This is a genomic window from Maridesulfovibrio sp. (genome assembly GCF_965230075.1).
Lineage (GTDB): Bacteria > Desulfobacterota > Desulfovibrionia > Desulfovibrionales > Desulfovibrionaceae > Maridesulfovibrio.
This window is the reverse complement of record NZ_OZ245945.1, coordinates 148,516-165,673: the sequence shown is the minus strand read 5'-3', so window position 1 is coordinate 165,673 and position 17,158 is coordinate 148,516. Positions and strand designations below refer to the sequence as shown.

Here is a 17,158-nt window from a genome sequence, read left to right as displayed (position 1 = left end):
TAGCCCTATGGCAGATCATAGCTTCAAACAGGAAATAGCAATCACTTCCGGCATTATCCTCGCAGCCGGAAAAGCCACCCGTATGGGCAGGGACAAATTATCCCTGCCCTTCCGGGGCAAACCCATGGTCCAGCATGTCATTGATGCCGCACGAGCCTCACAGCTCAGCAACATCACTGTCGTACTGCCAGCTGAATCGGAACTGCACTCCATCCTTGATCTCGAAGGATGTGAGGTAGTCACCAGCCCGCAGCGCGACAAAGGACAAGCCGAATCCTTCAAAGCAGGTCTTCGTAACGTCAAAGACCGGGTGCAGGGAGCCATGTTCTTTCTCGGTGATCAGCCGCTCATTGAACCGGAAACCATCGACAGACTGGTCTGGGCATTTTCACAAGAACCGCAATGCTGGGTCGCGCCCATTCAGGAAGGAATGCGCGGAAATCCCATCACTATTCCCTCCGGTTGGTTTGAACGTGCCCTTGAACTTGAAGGCGATACCGGAGCACGCCCGCTGCTGGCCGCTCCCGGATTAGCTCTGCGCCTGGTACGTATCCACGAGGTAGGCCCGTTCATTGATGTAGATACCGAGCATGAATACCAGCAATTGCTGGAACGCTATGAAAAACGGAGTGCGTAAAATGGGTAATTACTTATCCCCCATAATCGCCATCCGTGGAGCGGGTGACCTTGCCACGGGTATCGCCATGCGCCTGTACCGTGCAGGATTACGCCGAATCATCATGCTTGAAACCGGCCATCCATTGGCTGTCCGGCGCACGGTTGCTTTTTCCGAAGCCGTTTATCACAGCGAAGTTCAGGTGGAAGGAGTTTCCGCTGTCTTCACTGAAAACATGGAAGAAGCTGCTGCCGCATGGAACAAGAATGCAATTGCAATTCTATGCGATCCCTGTCTGCTCAAACTGGATGAAATCAAACCTGAAATCCTCATTGACGCCATTATCGCCAAGAAAAATCTCGGCACGGAAATCAACATGGCCCCGCTGGTTATCGGACTGGGGCCGGGATTTACTGCCGGAGTTGATGTGCACAAGGTCATAGAGACCAAACGCGGACACCACATGAGCCGGGTCATCCATGAAGGTGCTGCCGAACCGAACACCGGAATTCCCGGTAGCGTCAAAGGCTTCACAGTTGAGCGGGTCTATTGGGCTGAGCATGGCGGAGTATTCAACACCAGCTTTGATATCGGCGATGAAATTTCCGAAGGCGAAAAGCTGGGGGATGTGGACGGCACCCCGGTTGAAGCGAAAATTTCCGGTGTAATTCGAGGACTGCTGCGCAATGGGACACCGGTACGCAAGCGAACCAAGCTCGGCGACATCGATCCAAGAGCCACCAAAACATATTGCGGAGAGGTTTCGGACAAAGCGCTCTCCATCGGCGGCGGGGTGCTTGAAGCTGTCTGCGCACACATATTTTCCAAGGACTAACCATGGGTTTGGAGAGCAGCAGTATCAATAAACTCATACAGCCTGAGCAGAGGCTGATCACCCTCACCGGAGCGGGCGGAAAAACTTCGCTGTCACACTGGCTGGAATCGCTTTTAACGACAAACAAAAAGCGGGTCATAACCACCACGACAACGAAAATCCTCCCGCCCAGCCGGGGGCATATTATTTTGCAAGCGGACGGTCCCGATTTCTTTAATCGGGTTCGTACCGCCTTTGCTGCTGTTTCAGGGATAACAATTGCCAAAGACTATGATCCGGCTTCCGGCAAACTGCTGGGAGTCAGCCGGGAAACCATCTCTGCATTACTTGAGGCAGAGATGGCAGATGTCATTTTGGTGGAAGGAGACGGGGCAGCCCGCAAACCCTTGAAAGCCCCGGCAGGCCATGAGCCGGTAATCCCGCACGAAAGCGAACTCTGCATCGGGGTCATGGGTATTGATGCGGTTTACCGGACCATGAGCGAGAGCTGCGTGCACCGCAGTGAATTATTCAGCGCCATCAGTGGAGCAACAAACGGGGATGTGATCAGACCGCGTCACCTGATCAAACTCGCTGAATCAAATGTTGGACTATTCAAAGAGGTTCCTGACGGATGTTCAAAAACGGTTTTTCTCAACAAAACCGACAGCCCCGGCGGAATGGAGCTGCTAGCTGAATTTACACGTCTTTTAGAGTGGACAGGCAGCACGGACATTAAATGGTTTGCCGGAAGCATACTGAACAGGGAAATTTTCACATTTCCGCAGACCATCCCGACCCTGCAGCTTAAACAGGAAATGCAGCTTGTGTTTTCGTAATTGTTTTGAAAGGGAGGAAGTATCTATGGATCATCAAAAAAAGACCGAAGAACTGATCGCCCCCTGCCCCACAGGGAGAAACGGAGTCTGCAAAATTTGTTTTTACGGGGCCTTTTCGCTCATCCTTGTCACCTGTATTCCGCTCATGCTTTATCCCACTGAAGGCGAACAGGTCATCAACACGCTTTTCAAATTCATCACCGTGGAAATGGGCTGGTTGTACATGCTTGCCGCACTGGGAGCTTTTTCACTCATTCTATGGTTCGCCTTCGGCCCCTTGAGTTCCAAGCGGCTGGGAGACAAAGTTGAATACTCAACTTTCTCATGGATCGGCATGCTTTTCTGTGCCGGGGTGGGGGCCGGAATCATGTTCGGCGGTTCCATCGACTGGGCCTACTACATGGCCTACCCCATGCACGGGGAACCTGCCGGATCATGGAAGGCCGCTGAATGGGGAACTGCCTACGGAATGTTCCACTGGGGCCCCATCTGCTGGTCCATTTACGCCATCCTCGCCATCCCCATCGGCTACAGCTATTACGTAAAGAAAGTCCCCATCCTGAACATTTCCCAAGCCTGCAAGGGCTTGCTTGGTGAGAAAGTCCATGGCTGGCAGGGCAAGGTTATCGATATCATGTTCATGGCCGGTCTTGTCGCCGGATCGGCCACCGCACTGGGGCTGGGCATTCCCATTGTTGCAGCAGGAATCGTTTCAGTTACTGGGATGAAACACTCCTTCCTGCTGGAATTCGGTATCCTCGTACTGGTGACCCTCATTTTCTCGGTGACTTCCTGTCTGGGGCTGAAAAAGGGACTGAGCAAGCTTTCCGATTTCAACGTCTATATGGCAATGGGACTGATGCTCTTCGTCTTCATTGCCGGACCGACTGTATTCCTGACCGATATGGCAATATCATCCATAGGCTTGCTGATCTCCAACTTCATCACCATGGCAACATGGATGGACCCCGTTGGCGGCAAGGGTTTCACCCAGGACTGGACCATTTTCTATTATGCATGGTTCGTGGCCTATGCCCCGTTCATGAGTCTGTTCATCGCCAAAATTTCACGTGGAAGAACTGTAAGACAGGTTGTGCTCGGTCCGATCATCATCGCCTCTTTCGGCTGCGGATGTTTCTATCTTATCTTCGGCAACTTCGGCCTTTTCCTGCAAATGACCGGACAACTGGACGCGGTCAGCATGGTTACTCAAATGAAAGGGGCAACCGTCATCATGGCTATTGCCGATTTCCTGCCCTTTGCCTCGCTCTACAAGCTGGTCTTCGCCACAGTAACTGCCATCTCCATGGCAACCACATTTGACGCGGTTTCATTCGCACTGGCAGCCACAACCACCACCATGCTCTCCCCGGAAGAGGAGCCCGCACGCTGGAACCGTCTGTTCTGGGCGATATCACTGGGCATGGTGCCCACCGGGATCATGCTCATTGACGGGCCGCTCTCGGTACTCCAGACCGCATCCATCGTGGTCGGCCTGCCCGTGCTCGGCATTGTAGTCATCGGGATGGCCTCGTTTCTGAAAGAATACCAGCGCACCGGATGGGTCGAAGCCCGTTGTAAAAGTTAAAAGGTTAAAAACATGAAAACCATACAAGTACAAAACGCAGTAGGCACCGTTCTATGCCACGACATAACCCGCATCGTGCCGGGCGAAGACAAAGGCCCTGCTTTTCGCAGAGGTCATATCGTTACTGAAGAAGACGTGCCCAACCTGCTCGATATAGGCAAAGAGCACCTCTATGTTTTCGATCCTGAAGACGGCTACGTGCATGAAGATGATGCTGCAAAACGCATTGCCGAAGCTGCCGCCGGACCGGGCATTGAACTCAGCTCCCCCAGCGAGGGTAAAGTCAACTTCACTGCGACCCGTGACGGGTTGCTGGACCTTGATACCGACACCTTGTTCAAGCTGAATTCAGTACAGGATGTCATCTTCGGGACCATCCACAACAACCAGCTGGTTAAAGAGGGCCGCGGCCTTGCCGGAACCCGGGTTATCCCGCTGGTGGTCCATGAAGAGACCATCCGAGAGGCGGAACAGGTCTTGCGCCGACACCCACCGCTAATTCAGGTCCGCCCGCTGAAACAATGCAAGGTGGGCATCGTGACCACTGGCAGCGAAGTTTACAAGGGACGTATCAAGGATAAATTCGGTCCGGTGGTCAGGAAGAAATTCGAAAGCTACGGCAGCTCAATCGAAGGCCAGACCTTTGTTTCCGATGAACAGGAGATGACCGTTAAGGCCATTGAAGAATTCATCACTCAAGGAGCGGATTTCATCGTGGTCACCGGAGGCATGTCAGTTGACCCGGATGATCAGACCCCGGCTTCGATCAGGGCCACAGGGGCTAAGGTCATCACCTACGGAGCACCTACCTTCCCCGGAGCGATGTTCATGTACGCCAAGCTCGGCGACATCCCCATAGTGGGGCTGCCCGGTTGCGTCATGTACTACAAGGCCAGCATTTTTGACCTGATAATTCCCCGCATTCTGGCGGGCAAAGAAGTTACCCGCGAAGATATTATTGCACTGGGCCACGGCGGCTATTGCGAGGGATGTGCTGAATGCCGCTACCCGGTCTGTGCATTCGGGAAAGGAGTTTAAGAGATGAAATTCAGGGATTGGAGTTTAAAAACCAAAATTATTATCCCCACTTTCTGTGTGGTAGTGGCCATCCTAACAGCCAGCACGTGGGTCATGACCAGTCAGTCCAGAGACTTGGCTGTCAAACAGGCAACAGAAAATGCAAAATCCGTTGCCGAAGGGTACGGTCATGAAATATCCGTAACATTAAGTAAAGCTCTTACCGCAACGCGAACACTTGCTGCCATGTTTGAAATGGGTGCGAACTACACCCCGGTCCCAGACCGGGAATTTCTGGATTCCGTTCTGGTAAAAACCTTGAAAATGCACCCCGGCATTGCCGCAGCATGGTGCGGTTTTCCCCCGAACAAATACGACGGCCGCGAAGCAGAGTATATGGATAAGTACAATGGATCTTACCTGAACTGGTATCATCGGGAGAACGGCGGAATCGCCGAACGCTTCACCGGCGGCAAAGACATGGAAGAGGCTGCATGGTTTAAAGTTCCCATGGCAGGCAATGTTGAAACCATTACCGAACCCTATCCTTGGAAAGTTGACGGCAAAACTTTTTATCTTTGCTCAACAGGATACCCGGTCAAGAAAAATGGCCGCAACATCGGGTGTGTGGGCGTTGATTTTTATCTCAATGACTTGCAGGAAGCCGTTCTGGCGATCAAACCTTTTGAAACCGGCTATGCATTTCTTGTCACCAACAAAGGCAATTTTGTCGCTCACCCGGACGAAGAGATTCAAAGCAAAAATATCAATAATGTAACGCAAGAAGAACAGAAGCACGACATCTTACGAGCTATTAAAAACGGACAGGCCTATTCATATATCCGTAAATCTCCGCTCAACGGAGAAAGAGAGTTTGTCACCTATGCGCCCATCAAAGTCGGTAAGACCGAGTTTCCTTGGAGCATCGGGTTGGTAATTCCCATGGATAAGGTTGAAGCGCAGGCTAACGCCATTGCCGAGAACAGCATGATTGTCAGCGCTGTTTCGGTTATCGTCCTTCTTGGAATATTGTTTCTGCTGGGTGGCATGATCAGCAAACCGATCCTGAAAATTGCCGGATACACTGCCAGCGTTGCAGAAGGTGATCTCGATGCAGACCTGACCATCAATCAGAAAGACGAGATCGGCCGCATGGCTGATTCATTACGCGCAATGGTCGGGGAGCTAAAGAAAACCATTCTTAAAGCCGAAGATGAAACCCGCAAGGCAGAGGGAGAATCCCTTAAAGCTCAAGAAGCCACTGCCGAAGCGGAAAAATCCCGCGCCAAAGCCGACATGGCCCGCACAGAAGGCTTGCACCATGCGGCAGATAGAGTGGAAATGGTTCTTGAGCGGGTAGTCTCCGCATCCGAACAAATGTCCGTACAGTCCAACCAGTTGCTCAGCGGTGCAGAAATCCAGAGCGATCGCATCACCTCCACAGCCACAGCCATGGAAGAAATGAATGCAACTGTGCTGGAAATTGCTCGCAATGCTGCAGAAGCAGCAGAAGCAAGTTCCGGAGCGCAGGAAAAAGCCAAAGACGGTGCCTCGGTAGTTGATCAATCCCAGAATGCCCTCTCTCAAACAGTATCCCAAGTGAACAACCTCAAAGGCAATATGCAGGAACTGGACAAGCAGGCGAAAGGAACTGAAGCAATCATCGGCGTAATTACCGATATTGCAGACCAGACCAACCTGCTGGCCCTTAACGCCGCCATTGAAGCTGCACGTGCAGGTGAGGCTGGCCGCGGTTTCGCAGTTGTTGCTGATGAAGTCCGCAAACTGGCTGAAAAAACCATGACCGCAACCGGAGAAGTATCCGAATCCATCGGCGCAATCCAACGCGTAGCTAGCGAAAATATCCGCTCCATGGAAACGGTTTACCAGCGCATTGAAGAAGCCAACGGTTTTTCTGAAAGCTCAGGTACTGTTTTGCAGGAAATCGTAAGCGGAGCAGCGGAAGGAGCAATCCAGATTCAAGGCATTGCCACAGCAGCGGAAGAACAATCTGCAACTTCTGAAGAAATCAACGGTTCTGTGGAAGAAATCAGCCGCATCACTGCAGAAACAACCGACAGTGCACGGGAATTCAGCGTGGCCCTTGACTCCCTCGCCGTACAGGTTTCTGAAATGCAGAACATTGTTGAAGAGTTGAAGGCAGAATAGAACATGAGAATCAACCTAATAAGGCCCGGGACTCTGTGTCGGGCCATTTTTGCCTGTCCGATTGAAAAACAATAAACCACCTAAATTAATTCAAATAGTTATCAAAATAAAACCCAGATTGAACGCAAATTGCCCGCACGATTTCACCATCCCCTCTCCCACAAAAAAAATCCCCACAATGCAATAACACACTATGAGGATTTACTTTTTCATGGAGCCAACGATCGGAATTGAACCGACGGCCTGCTGGTTACGAATCAGCTGCTCTACCGACTGAGCTACGTTGGCTTTTGGTAAGGAGTTTCTTTAGCTTAGCACGTATTTTACGGTCAAGTCCAAAATATAAAAAAGGCTTCCCACAATTGGTGGAAAGCCTTTAATTTTTACCCGGGTATTGTCTTAAACCAGCTTTTTGGCTGCAGCAAGAGCTGCATCATAGTCCGGTTCCTCGGTGATTTCATTTACGTACTCCACGTACTGCACAGCTCCGGACTTATCGACCACGAAGACAGCGCGACTCAGGAGGCGCAGCTCTTTGATCAATACGCCATAGGCTTCGCCGAAAGAGGATTCTTTATAATCGGAAAGAGTCTGCACTGCCTCAACTCCGGCAGCACCGCACCAGCGAGCCTGAGCAAACGGAAGGTCCATGGACAGGGTCAGAATTTTGATATCATCGCCGAGAGAAGCTGCTTCATTGTTGAACCTGCGGGTTTCCATATCGCAGACCGGAGTATCAAGCGAGGGCACTGCGCTGACGATTAGCACCTTGCCTGCAAAATCAGCCATGGATTTGGGAGCAAGCCCGTTATCAGTCACGTTGAACTCGGGTGCTTTGTCACCCACTTTAATTTCATTGCCGAGAAGGGTCAGGGGATTGCCCTGAAAAGTGATTATTCCTGTTCTTTCATTCATGGTTCAACTCCATTGATTTAATTTCAGTTGAATAATGGATAGCACAACCAAAAATTTCCTACAACAAACATCCGAAATAAATAATAACAACCTAATTCTTCAACAATGCTTTTACCGAAAAGTCATAGTCTGATTTTTTATTATAGGCTTTTGAAAACTTTCTGAAATCAATTTTAGACCAATCACGGAAACTGAATTTATTCAAATAACATTCTACGTTATCTTCGTCGATGACACCGAATATCCTCTTTCTTATCAGCGGTCCGGCTTTCCCGGCAAAGTCATAGCCATGATGGTAATCGTAAAGCATAACCAGCCCCCAGCCTCCGGTCATAAAATGACCGCCCACAGAAAGAGTAAGAGTGCCATTTTTAACCGCTTCAAGCGCAGGCTTATCCCAATTGATTCCGCCAACCAAGACATCCTGTCCCGGAGTGAGGCCATTCTTTTTTATGCCCTCAATGGCACCAAGGGCCATGGGATCATTGGCAGCCCAGATAACATTCACATTCGGATCACGTATTAAAAATTTTGTTACCAGATCAAAAGCCTTATCCTTCCGCCATAGGCAATGAATCTCAGGGAGAAATTTTGCCTCAAAAAAATCCGCACGGGCATACCCCAAGCCATCATTCCTGAGCAGAGTTGCCTGCGTGGCGTAGTCTCCGGAAATGGGCAAGAGTTTGATGTTTTTTTCCGCTATCCCACGTTCTTTCGCCTTATCAATCAACTCTTTTGCCAGATTGTATCCGGCCCAGCGGTTATCGGGGACCAACCCGCCTATCCAATATTTATACTTTTTCCTCGGATTCCCCAATTCCTTGGCCTGCTCTCCATAGAAATCCAACAATAGATTAAAAACCCTGACCCCTTTTGCATCGGCTTGAGCAATTATCTTTCCTGCCGCCAGCTTCTCGTTGACTACGATCAGATAATCGGGGGGATGTTCCCGGCTGAGTACTTTCTCTGCCTCTTTAACCATTAAGACATGGTTACGCTCGGCATAGATAATTTCCAAGTCTATACCTAGATCATCTGCAACGGCCTGCATGAAAGCACTGACCTCCCGCCAGAATCCGCCAGTGGGATCACTCGGGTCGGACTTGCCGGGATTAAGGAAGACTGCCTCCATCCTGTCAGTCAACTTTTCGCCATCCGCGCAAAAGGCTGTCTTTGGAAAGATAAAGATATAAACGCAAAGCGTAATAAGAAAAAATAAAAACAAAAGCGACCGCACACGCACCATCCGCTGCTCACATGAAAAAACAAACACCATCACCACAACGGGATATTATATGCCACAAAGAACCGAATATAACATTATAACATCTGCAGGGTTTTAATAAAAATCAGACTGCATGCAGCCCTCCTATGCGCATGAATGTTAAATTGACAAACCTGCGCCACTTAAATAACACCACAAACCATATATCAATTATAACCTAGGAGTTTTTCAATGAAAACAATGACAAAAGTACTCGTACCACTGGCATTAATTTTAATTCTTTGCGGAGGAGCCTCAGCACAAGAATCATTCAATGCGCAAGGAAGCACCGTTGTTACGAATATCTGGAGCTACCACCCGGATTCAGTGAACTGGTTTGTTCCGTATATTAATGTCACCAACATCACAGGCACAGATGTGCAATGCAAAATTACTATCTACGACCATGATGGTAATGATATTACTCACTACAGCAAAATATACTCTGGAGGTATTGGTAACTGGACAATAATCGCATCTGGGACAGGAGAATTTAACTTACCCGCTCATGGGACACGTATGTATTCACTTAAACCGGAAGGAACTCAAATATATACGGTAGGACATGCAGTAATTGAATGGAAATCCAACGACCCTTTACTCAGAAAAGCTGTAATTGCAGGCATAACAACACTTAGAGCCGATAGCAAAGGTATCAGCACCGGAATTTCTGAAATCAACAACGGTCAGCCATTCTAATTGATTTGAAGGTAATATCGGGCAAGGCACCATGTCTTGCCCTACCCTACACCGCATGCAGAACCACAGATAAAGCCTTAAAACAAAACTCCACGTCAGCCCCTTCAAACAGACCTTCTTCTTCAATTGACCATGAAGTAACCAGCGCACACATCTGGGTTCCGCCAATAGATTCGCCGGAAACCTCGGCAAGAATATCTGTCTGCTTGATGGATGTAACCTTTGCCGGAACGCAATTGCGGGAGCTTGTACCCTTTCCTTTTAAGGGACGTACTGCCACCAACGGAGCTTTTACTGTAGCTGAAACAGAAACACCTGCTTCCAGATCAAGCTTGTACAAACTTTCAAGGGTAATAACCGAACTGATGGTAAACCCTTCGGCGGTTTCAAATTCCACATCAGCCAGCACACCGTCCCGGTTAATGGAACTGACCTGCCCGATAAAAGTGTTACGGGCACTGGACTTGAGTGTATTTTCCTCTAGGGCCATGCGGCGGACGATATTCTTTACATCACCTGAAGACCATTCCTGATAGACCGCAGCAAGGTCGGTGGAAGATTGCCCAAGCACCTTGCGGACCACACCCAGCGGCACCCCGTTACGCAGAAGTTCTACAGCCCTTGAACGACGCAGCACTGAAGGCGCACCCTTTTTGCGCGCCAACCCGCAGGACTCGGCCCGTTCATAAAAAATCCTGCGCACATAGCCGGGGTCCAGATGGAAAAGCTCTCCTTCAAGCCCGATACCCATAGGGCCGTCAATCAGCCCCTTGAGCTCACGGCAGACTGATTGCGGCAAGGGGACTTCCCGCTCCTGCCCTTCCCGGCCAAGCATGACTACTGCTTTGAAAAGATCAACATTCTTTCGTTCATCAAGCCCGAGTATCTCGCCAAGTTTGGCCCCGGTATGTCTCAGAACCAGAAAAAGGCAATATACCCTTGTGCGGGAGCGGAAGTAATCCGCGCGCGTAACCCCGTTCTTCCAGCTACGGAATCCATCTTCAAGAGCTAAAAGTTCACGACCGTCGAGATGAAGAATATTTTCTGGAACATCAAATACTTCCGCAGGAGCAAGCCTGCTTTCTCCTGCCTGAAATTTCTGATTTCCGGTTCCTTTTTTCTGCACTTGAATAACCCTTCGGGCAGTCACGTTTTTATAAGAATGCGTGACCGGTTTGAAATTTTCACCGCTCCCTGCATAAGCATAAGACACTGATAAAGCCAATTCAGGAAGACCTCAATTTCAAAATGGAGAATAGATAATGAAACGTATCAGTGCCCTCATCCTCACCTTAATGCTTGCTCTGCCCCTTCCGGCCAGCGCTGCCGACCTTATGATCGCTCAGGCTGCCAACTTCATGCCCGCCATGAAAGAAATCATCCCCGCTTTTAAAAAGTCCAGCGGCATTGATGTCCAAGCCACTTATACCTCCACCGGTAAACTCTATGCCCAGATAGTTAACGGTGCACCTTTTGATGTGTTTCTGGCTGCGGATGAACGCCGCCCCCAGAAACTTTTCAGTGACGGCATGGTTGAGAATCCTTTCGTGTATGCAAAAGGCAAGGTGGTTCTCTGGTCCAAAGACAAAAGTAAAATCGAAAAAAGCTGGCAGAAAACAATCATGGACGGCAAGTTAAAAAAAATTTCCATCGCCAACATTGAAACAGCACCCTATGGCACTGCCGCCATGCTGGCCTTACAGCAGGCTAAACTCTGGGATCTGGTCAAACCGGAACTCGTTTATGCCCAGTCCATTGCCCAGGCCTTTCAGTTTGCTTCCACCGGAGCTGCTGATGCCGGGTTTTGTGCCTACTCATCCATGTTTACTCCCACAGGCAAAAGAGGTGGCTTCGTAGTCGTAAAAGAGGCCCCTCCGGTAATTCAGGCTGCCTGCATCCTCAAATCATCTGAACACAAAAAAGAAGCCCGGAAATTCGTAGAATTCCTGTCCGGACCTGAAGCTACTGCCATCAAGAAAAAATACGGGTATGACTAATGGATTTCTACCCGCTTTATATCTCGGCAAAACTGGCTGTGGCCACCACCTTGTTCATCCCGCTGGTGGCTGCACCCATTGCTTACATTCTCGCTTTTGTTGACTTCAAAGGCAAAAGCCTGATCGATGCGGTTGTTTCTCTCCCCATGGTGCTTCCTCCCACGGTCCTCGGTTTCGGGCTGCTCATAGTCATGGGACCACAGGGGCCGCTGGGAGGTTTCTGGAACGACCTTACCGGGGAACGCATGGTCTTCAGCTTTTCCGGCATATTGCTGGCCTCGCTGGTCTACAACCTGCCTTTTGCAGTGCAGCCCATGCGCGCAGCCTTTGAAAAACTGGATATACGGCTGCTGGAAAACGCGGCAGTGCTGGGACTTTCCTCCAGCGCGACCTTTTTCCGGGTAGTGCTGCCCAACAGCCTTCCCGGACTGGCGGCATCAGCCATGCTGGTCTTTGCCCACAGCCTTGGAGAATTCGGGGTCATCCTCATGGTCGGCGGTTCAATTCCCGGTTCCACCAAGGTGGCTTCTATCGCCATTTATGAAGCAGTGGAAGCCATGCGCTACAACGACGCCTTGTACATGTCGCTGGCAATCATCCCGGTCAGCTTTCTGGCCCTTTTAGCCATCAACAGACTCAACCGTATCAGCCGGAGCAGATCATGACCCTGAAGATAAATATCCGTAAACAACTGCCCAACTTTGCTCTGGATGTGGCCTTGAACTGTAAACCCGGCACCTTGACCGCCATCGTCGGTCCTTCCGGTGCCGGGAAAAGCACCTTGGTACGCATCATTGCCGGATTGGAAAAACCGGAAGCCGGAACTATCTCGCTCGCCGACAACATCTGGGTGGACACGGCAACACAGAGCTTTGCCAAGCCCCAGCAAAGGAAACTGGGCCTTGTTTTTCAAGAATACACCCTGTTCCCGCATCTGAATGTGCGCAGGAACGTAGCCTTTGCCGCCAAGGACAAGGCTTGCGTTCCGGGGTTGCTGGAAAAATTCGGAATATCCCACATTGCGGAAAGCAAACCAGCCAACATCTCCGGCGGGGAACGCCAGCGTGCGGCATTCTGTCAGGCCCTAGCCCGTGAGCCAGTGCTGCTTCTGCTGGATGAACCATTCTCTGCGCTGGATATCGCCACCCGCGAAGGACTGCGCAAAGAACTGCGGGAGCTAAAGAAAGAACTGAATATTCCCATCATCCACGTGACCCATGACCTTGAGGAAGCCTACTATCTGGCCGACTCCATCTTCGTACTCGAAAACGGGCAGGAATCACCGCAGTGGCTGGACAGACAGAGGGAAAGGTTCTGTCCTCCCTCCAAACCTCATCCCCATCTAGAACTTGTAGGAAATATGTAATGAAGAAATTATCTACCCTGCTCCTGCTCATCCTGCTCGCTATCCCCGTTGCTGCTCAAGCCAAAATCGTCATTGCCTCCGGAGCCGGATACCGCTCACTGGTGGACAAACTGACCGCAACCTATACGGCCCGAACAGGAAACGAAGTCGAACGGGTCTATGGCAACATGGCCCGGGTCACTGCACAGGCCAAAAACAGCGATTCCGTGGATCTGGTCCTCGGCGATAAATCCTTTTTAGATAGAGCTAATCTGGACTGCTGTGCTACTCAAAAGGTCGGCCGGGGGCGATTGGTTATCGCCTATCCCAAGGGCAAGGATTTTATCAATCCAGATGCCCTCCTTTCCACAGAAATCTCGCGCATTGCGCTGCCCGATACCAAACGGGCCATCTACGGCAAGGCGGCCCTGCAATACCTGCAAAACAAAGGGCTGTTCGCCAGCCTTGAACCAAAACTGCTCATGGTTGCCACAGTGCCGCAGTCAGCTTCATATGTGGTGGCCGGGGAAGTGGATTATGCATTTATCAACCTGAGCCATGCCCGTAAAATCAAGGATTCCATCGGCGGATACGTGGTCGTGGATGAAACAGCATATTCGCCCATTTCTATTATTGTGGAACAGCTGAACAGCTCTGCCCATGCAGCGGAATGCAAACAATTCTTAACATTCTTGGAATCAGAGGCTGCCCGGGAAATCGTAGCAAGTCACGGCATGCAGGACTAAACGCATGGACATTGCGGCAATCCTATCCGACAGCGCAACACTCAACCCGCTGGGCCTCTCCGCCAAAGTCATGGGAGTGGCAGGTGTGTTGCAATTATTGGTGGGCGTTCCGCTGGCCTTCTGGCTTTCCCGGTCCAAAGGGGTACTGCACAATTTCATAGACACAGCCGTAACCCTGCCGCTGGTCTTTCCCCCGGTGGCAACAGGGTTTGTACTCCTGTTCCTGCTGGGCAGACACGGACCTGCTGCTGAACTTTTCGGGGACACCATTATCTTCGGCTTTCCCGGTCTGGTGGTAGCAGCCTTCATTGCCGGACTGCCGCTGCTGGTCAAACCAGTGCAAGCGGCCCTGAAGTCAGCGGAAACGTGGAAATTGCGCGAAGTTGCGGCAGTCTTAGGCAAATCAGAGACAGAAATATTCCTGAAAGTACTGTTGCCCTGCGCCAAACGGTCCATTGCCGCCGGAACACTGCTGGCCCTGGCCCGCTCCCTTGGCGAAGTAGGCATGAGCCTTATGCTCGGCGGTAATGTCATCGGGCGAACCAACACCCTTTCCCTTGAAATATACAATGCAGTCTTTAACGGTGAGTTTGAGCGGGCAGCTGTCCTCTCATCCATCATCGGCATTGCTTCCATAACCATCTTCAGCGCGCTGAAAAAATTTTCTGACGCGGAATAAAAAGGAACCACAATGAACGAATCAATTCTGAAAGAGATCCAGTCACGGGCTTATGAAGCATGGAAATCAGCGGGCATACTGGATGAAAGTATCGAGGTAAAAGCCCGCACCCTGTCCACCGAAGAAGCCATAGGCAATCCCGAAGGAGACGACTTTCCCCTGTTACGCGGCAAGGAAAAGCTCATGGAAGCGCAGTTCCGTGGATTCAAAGGGCAGGCCTTCACCGACCGTTACGGGAATTTCAGCAACACATTGCGTGAAATCGCGGAAATGGACCTGAGTAACAATTTCCGTCGGGCTATCTTTGTCTCCGCACTCAATGCTGTGCAATGCAGCCTCGGCAAGGCCGAACGGACGATCCATTGTAAAGACGAAGGTCCGGCCCTGTGCGCACCGCAATTGGGGGACTATATTGCTGAGAAATACGGTAACCCCAAGCTGGGACTCATCGGCTACCAGCCGGCCATGATCAAAGAACTTTCCAATCGCTTTGAAATGCGTATCGTAGATCTCGACCCGGACAATATCGGAACGGTCAAATGTGGAATAAATGTGGAAGGACCGGACAACACCGCTGAAGTGCTCGAAGATGTCAACCTGCTGGTTGTCACCGGGTCAACCATAGTTAACGACAGCATCGGCAACTTCCTACGCGAGGACAAACCGACCATTTTCTTTGGAACCACCGTATCCGCAGCCGCGGAAATGATGGGCTGGCAAAGATTCTGCTGCCAAAGTTCCTGATCTTACGCAATAAAAAAACTTGCCGGGAGAATATTCCATAATCCCGGCAAGTTGCAATTATGCACAAAAACGTTGCAACATCGCACAACCTGCACCCTGCCTACCATAACGCTGTTTCCATTTTGCACAGTCAGCTTCTGACACATTGCCTTGTTACGACTGTCCCAAAATGACACACTCCTTATACGACCAGCTTTTTATGCGCATTTTTACAGATTAAACCTTAAATCATAGCAAGGAAACAAAACTCTGTAAAAATATTTTTAAAAATATTGATCCAGTCTCAAAAATCATCATTTCACCAACCCCCCGTTTTCATTAATTATATCATTTTGGACCTAATTTTGCTGTAGATTCCATTCAATTGAGGTGCATCCCAAGCATCCCTTACCAGTCAAGGGCTGTGCGAGTTTGTCCAAAAAGGAACGATTCCAAACCGCCAATATATTGGGGTTCCTTGACTTATTGTATCCGTTTGGACATATAAATCCCAAGCTCATAGAGTTTCTTTCAAAGTGTCGCTCTAGCAGCTCAGCACCTGAAATTATGTCTTTTTTGGTATATCGAAAAAGACTTTCGGACACGGAAAACGGAATCAAACCGCTCAGAAAATTAAGCGACAGCTACCATCAAATTTATTTCAACCCGGAGCCTTAACTCATGATGAAAACTGTTCCTGTGCAAGACGCTATCGGCAATGTCCTCTGCCAAGATATGACCCGCATCGTTCCCGGCGAATTCAAAGGACCTGCCTTTAAAAAAGGACATATCATCACCCCGGAAGATATTCCGGTTCTTTTAGAAATCGGCAAGGAACACGTATACATCCTTACCCTTGAAGACGGCCAGTTGCATGAAAACGATGCCGCAAGACGTATTGCCAAGGCTGCTGCCGGACCGGGCATTACCCTTTCCGACATATCTGAAGGCCGCATCAACATGACTGCTTCTCCGGGCTTGCTCTGTATCAACGTGGAAGCCTTGAACCGCATCAACTCTATTGATGAGGTTGTGCTGGCCACTCTGCACAACGGCATCCAGATCACCGAAGCCCGTGAAGTGGCCGGAACCCGCGTTGTGCCGCTGGTCATTGATGAAAGCAAAATCGAACAGGTTGAAGAAATCTGTCGCGACTGCGGTCCCATCGTCAGCGTGAAGCCTTTCCGCAATCTCAAGGTGGGCCTGATCACCACCGGAAGCGAAGTCTACCACGGCCGGATCAAGGATAAATTCGGTCCGGTGATCCGCAAGAAATTTTCCCAGCTCAATTCGGAAGTCATCGGGCAGACCTTTGTCAGCGATGATCCCGACATGACCAGCACCGCAATCCTCAAGGCAATTGATGACGGAGCGCAAATGGTGGTGGTCACCGGCGGCATGAGCGTCGACCCCGACGACCAGACCCCGGCATCCATCCGGGCCACAGGTGCTGAAATTGTCACCTACGGCTCACCAACCTTTCCCGGAGTAATGTTTATGCTCGGCTATCTGAACGGTGTGCCCATCGTGGGTCTGCCGGGCTGTGTCATGTACTACCGGGCCAGCATTTTCGACCTTATAGTTCCGCGGATTGTGGCTGGCGAACGTCCCACCCGCGCGGAAATCGCCGAGTTGGGCCACGGCGGCTTCTGTGCCGGTTGCGACACCTGCCGCTACCCGCTGTGTTCTTTCGGTAAATAGAGGATAGTTCGACGTCCTTTTCGGACGCCTGCTAATAAACAGCAGT

17 protein-coding genes and 1 tRNA gene are annotated in these 17,158 nt (G+C 50.5%); 14 read left to right on the top strand and 4 right to left on the bottom strand.

Annotation, left to right across the window (positions count from 1 at the left end):
- The first annotated feature begins 7 nt into the window (after positions 1–7).
- From ACO05Z_RS00775 to ACO05Z_RS00750, 6 genes are read left to right on the top strand one after another with little or no spacing between them, the layout of a single operon-like run.
- Positions 8–637 carry a nucleotidyltransferase family protein gene (locus ACO05Z_RS00775; RefSeq protein WP_421899386.1) on the top strand — a complete coding sequence of 210 codons (630 nt, stop codon included), beginning with the start codon at positions 8–10 and terminating at the stop codon, positions 635–637.
- A 1-nt stretch (position 638) separates the two neighbouring features.
- Positions 639–1,451 carry a selenium-dependent molybdenum cofactor biosynthesis protein YqeB gene (gene yqeB / locus ACO05Z_RS00770; protein ID WP_421899384.1) on the top strand — a complete coding sequence of 271 codons (813 nt, stop codon included), beginning with the start codon at positions 639–641 and terminating at the stop codon, positions 1,449–1,451.
- Between the two features lie 2 nt (positions 1,452–1,453).
- Complete coding sequence (yqeC, locus tag ACO05Z_RS00765; RefSeq protein WP_421899382.1) at positions 1,454–2,269, top strand: selenium cofactor biosynthesis protein YqeC; 816 nt, start codon at positions 1,454–1,456, stop codon at positions 2,267–2,269.
- A gap of 25 nt (positions 2,270–2,294) precedes the next feature.
- Entirely contained in the window at positions 2,295–3,857 is a 1,563-nt protein-coding gene (locus ACO05Z_RS00760) for a BCCT family transporter (protein ID WP_421899380.1), read from the top strand.
- 12 nt (positions 3,858–3,869) lie between these two features.
- Positions 3,870–4,895, top strand: a complete 1,026-nt coding sequence (locus ACO05Z_RS00755; RefSeq protein WP_421899378.1) for a molybdopterin-binding protein — start codon at positions 3,870–3,872, stop codon at positions 4,893–4,895.
- 3 nt (positions 4,896–4,898) lie between these two features.
- Positions 4,899–7,043: a methyl-accepting chemotaxis protein gene (locus tag ACO05Z_RS00750; RefSeq protein WP_421899376.1), complete on the top strand. Its 2,145-nt coding sequence runs from the start codon at positions 4,899–4,901 to the stop codon at positions 7,041–7,043.
- Positions 7,044–7,255: 212 nt separating this feature from the next.
- Here the strand turns inward: ACO05Z_RS00750 and ACO05Z_RS00745 are convergent.
- From ACO05Z_RS00745 to ACO05Z_RS00735, 3 genes are all read right to left on the bottom strand, one after another.
- Positions 7,256–7,331: transfer RNA gene (locus tag ACO05Z_RS00745), tRNA-Thr, on the bottom strand.
- A gap of 111 nt (positions 7,332–7,442) precedes the next feature.
- On the bottom strand, positions 7,443–7,958 hold the full coding sequence (tpx, locus tag ACO05Z_RS00740) for a thiol peroxidase (protein WP_421899374.1): 516 nt from the start codon (positions 7,956–7,958) through the stop codon (positions 7,443–7,445).
- 91 nt (positions 7,959–8,049) lie between these two features.
- Positions 8,050–9,102, bottom strand: coding sequence for an ABC transporter substrate-binding protein (locus ACO05Z_RS00735; RefSeq protein ID WP_421899372.1), 1,053 nt, complete (start codon positions 9,100–9,102; stop codon positions 8,050–8,052).
- Between the two features lie 312 nt (positions 9,103–9,414).
- Here ACO05Z_RS00735 and ACO05Z_RS00730 point away from each other — a divergent pair, with 312 nt between their 5' ends.
- Positions 9,415–9,921: a hypothetical protein gene (locus tag ACO05Z_RS00730; protein WP_421899370.1), complete on the top strand. Its 507-nt coding sequence runs from the start codon at positions 9,415–9,417 to the stop codon at positions 9,919–9,921.
- A 46-nt stretch (positions 9,922–9,967) separates the two neighbouring features.
- Here the strand turns inward: ACO05Z_RS00730 and ACO05Z_RS00725 are convergent, their stop codons facing one another.
- Positions 9,968–11,047, bottom strand: coding sequence for a TOBE domain-containing protein (locus ACO05Z_RS00725; protein WP_421899368.1), 1,080 nt, complete (start codon positions 11,045–11,047; stop codon positions 9,968–9,970).
- Between the two features lie 136 nt (positions 11,048–11,183).
- On the opposite strand from ACO05Z_RS00725, the gene modA (ACO05Z_RS00720) reads away from it, so the two are divergent.
- The 7 genes from modA (ACO05Z_RS00720) (at position 11,184) to ACO05Z_RS00690 (ending at position 17,112) form a co-directional block, all read left to right on the top strand.
- Complete coding sequence (gene modA / locus ACO05Z_RS00720) at positions 11,184–11,918, top strand: molybdate ABC transporter substrate-binding protein (RefSeq protein WP_421899366.1); 735 nt, start codon at positions 11,184–11,186, stop codon at positions 11,916–11,918.
- Entirely contained in the window at positions 11,918–12,583 is a 666-nt protein-coding gene (modB, locus tag ACO05Z_RS00715) for a molybdate ABC transporter permease subunit (RefSeq protein ID WP_421899364.1), read from the top strand. Before modA (ACO05Z_RS00720) ends, modB begins: the two co-directional genes overlap by 1 nt.
- A complete protein-coding gene (locus ACO05Z_RS00710) occupies positions 12,580–13,284 on the top strand; it encodes an ATP-binding cassette domain-containing protein (RefSeq protein WP_421899361.1) in 705 nt (234 codons plus the stop codon). Before modB ends, ACO05Z_RS00710 begins: the two co-directional genes overlap by 4 nt.
- Entirely contained in the window at positions 13,284–14,009 is a 726-nt protein-coding gene (gene modA / locus ACO05Z_RS00705) for a molybdate ABC transporter substrate-binding protein (RefSeq protein WP_421899359.1), read from the top strand. The genes ACO05Z_RS00710 and modA (ACO05Z_RS00705) overlap by 1 nt, the downstream gene beginning before the upstream one ends.
- A gap of 4 nt (positions 14,010–14,013) precedes the next feature.
- A complete protein-coding gene (locus ACO05Z_RS00700) occupies positions 14,014–14,688 on the top strand; it encodes a molybdate ABC transporter permease subunit (RefSeq protein WP_421899357.1) in 675 nt (224 codons plus the stop codon).
- 12 nt (positions 14,689–14,700) lie between these two features.
- The gene (locus tag ACO05Z_RS00695; protein WP_421899355.1) at positions 14,701–15,432 is read left to right on the top strand and encodes a Rossmann-like domain-containing protein; all 732 of its coding nucleotides are present in this window, start codon (positions 14,701–14,703) and stop codon (positions 15,430–15,432) included.
- Positions 15,433–16,092: 660 nt separating this feature from the next.
- Positions 16,093–17,112, top strand: a complete 1,020-nt coding sequence (locus ACO05Z_RS00690) for a molybdopterin-binding protein (protein ID WP_421899353.1) — start codon at positions 16,093–16,095, stop codon at positions 17,110–17,112.
- The last annotated feature ends 46 nt before the right edge of the window (positions 17,113–17,158 follow it).

Bases quoted from the DNA above. Each gene is read 5' to 3' on its own strand.
- ACO05Z_RS00775 (WP_421899386.1), top strand. From the start codon at position 8: ATGGCAGATCATAGCTTCAAACAGGAAATAGCAATCACTTCCGGCATT.
- yqeB (WP_421899384.1), top strand. From the start codon at position 639: ATGGGTAATTACTTATCCCCCATAATCGCCATCCGTGGAGCGGGTGAC.
- yqeC (WP_421899382.1), top strand. From the start codon at position 1,454: ATGGGTTTGGAGAGCAGCAGTATCAATAAACTCATACAGCCTGAGCAG.
- ACO05Z_RS00760 (WP_421899380.1), top strand. From the start codon at position 2,295: ATGGATCATCAAAAAAAGACCGAAGAACTGATCGCCCCCTGCCCCACA.
- ACO05Z_RS00755 (WP_421899378.1), top strand. From the start codon at position 3,870: ATGAAAACCATACAAGTACAAAACGCAGTAGGCACCGTTCTATGCCAC.
- ACO05Z_RS00750 (WP_421899376.1), top strand. From the start codon at position 4,899: ATGAAATTCAGGGATTGGAGTTTAAAAACCAAAATTATTATCCCCACT.
- tpx (WP_421899374.1), bottom strand. From the start codon at position 7,958: ATGAATGAAAGAACAGGAATAATCACTTTTCAGGGCAATCCCCTGACC.
- ACO05Z_RS00730 (WP_421899370.1), top strand. From the start codon at position 9,415: ATGAAAACAATGACAAAAGTACTCGTACCACTGGCATTAATTTTAATT.
- modA (WP_421899366.1), top strand. From the start codon at position 11,184: ATGAAACGTATCAGTGCCCTCATCCTCACCTTAATGCTTGCTCTGCCC.
- modB (WP_421899364.1), top strand. From the start codon at position 11,918: ATGGATTTCTACCCGCTTTATATCTCGGCAAAACTGGCTGTGGCCACC.
- ACO05Z_RS00710 (WP_421899361.1), top strand. From the start codon at position 12,580: ATGACCCTGAAGATAAATATCCGTAAACAACTGCCCAACTTTGCTCTG.
- modA (WP_421899359.1), top strand. From the start codon at position 13,284: ATGAAGAAATTATCTACCCTGCTCCTGCTCATCCTGCTCGCTATCCCC.
- ACO05Z_RS00700 (WP_421899357.1), top strand. From the start codon at position 14,014: ATGGACATTGCGGCAATCCTATCCGACAGCGCAACACTCAACCCGCTG.
- ACO05Z_RS00695 (WP_421899355.1), top strand. From the start codon at position 14,701: ATGAACGAATCAATTCTGAAAGAGATCCAGTCACGGGCTTATGAAGCA.
- ACO05Z_RS00690 (WP_421899353.1), top strand. From the start codon at position 16,093: ATGATGAAAACTGTTCCTGTGCAAGACGCTATCGGCAATGTCCTCTGC.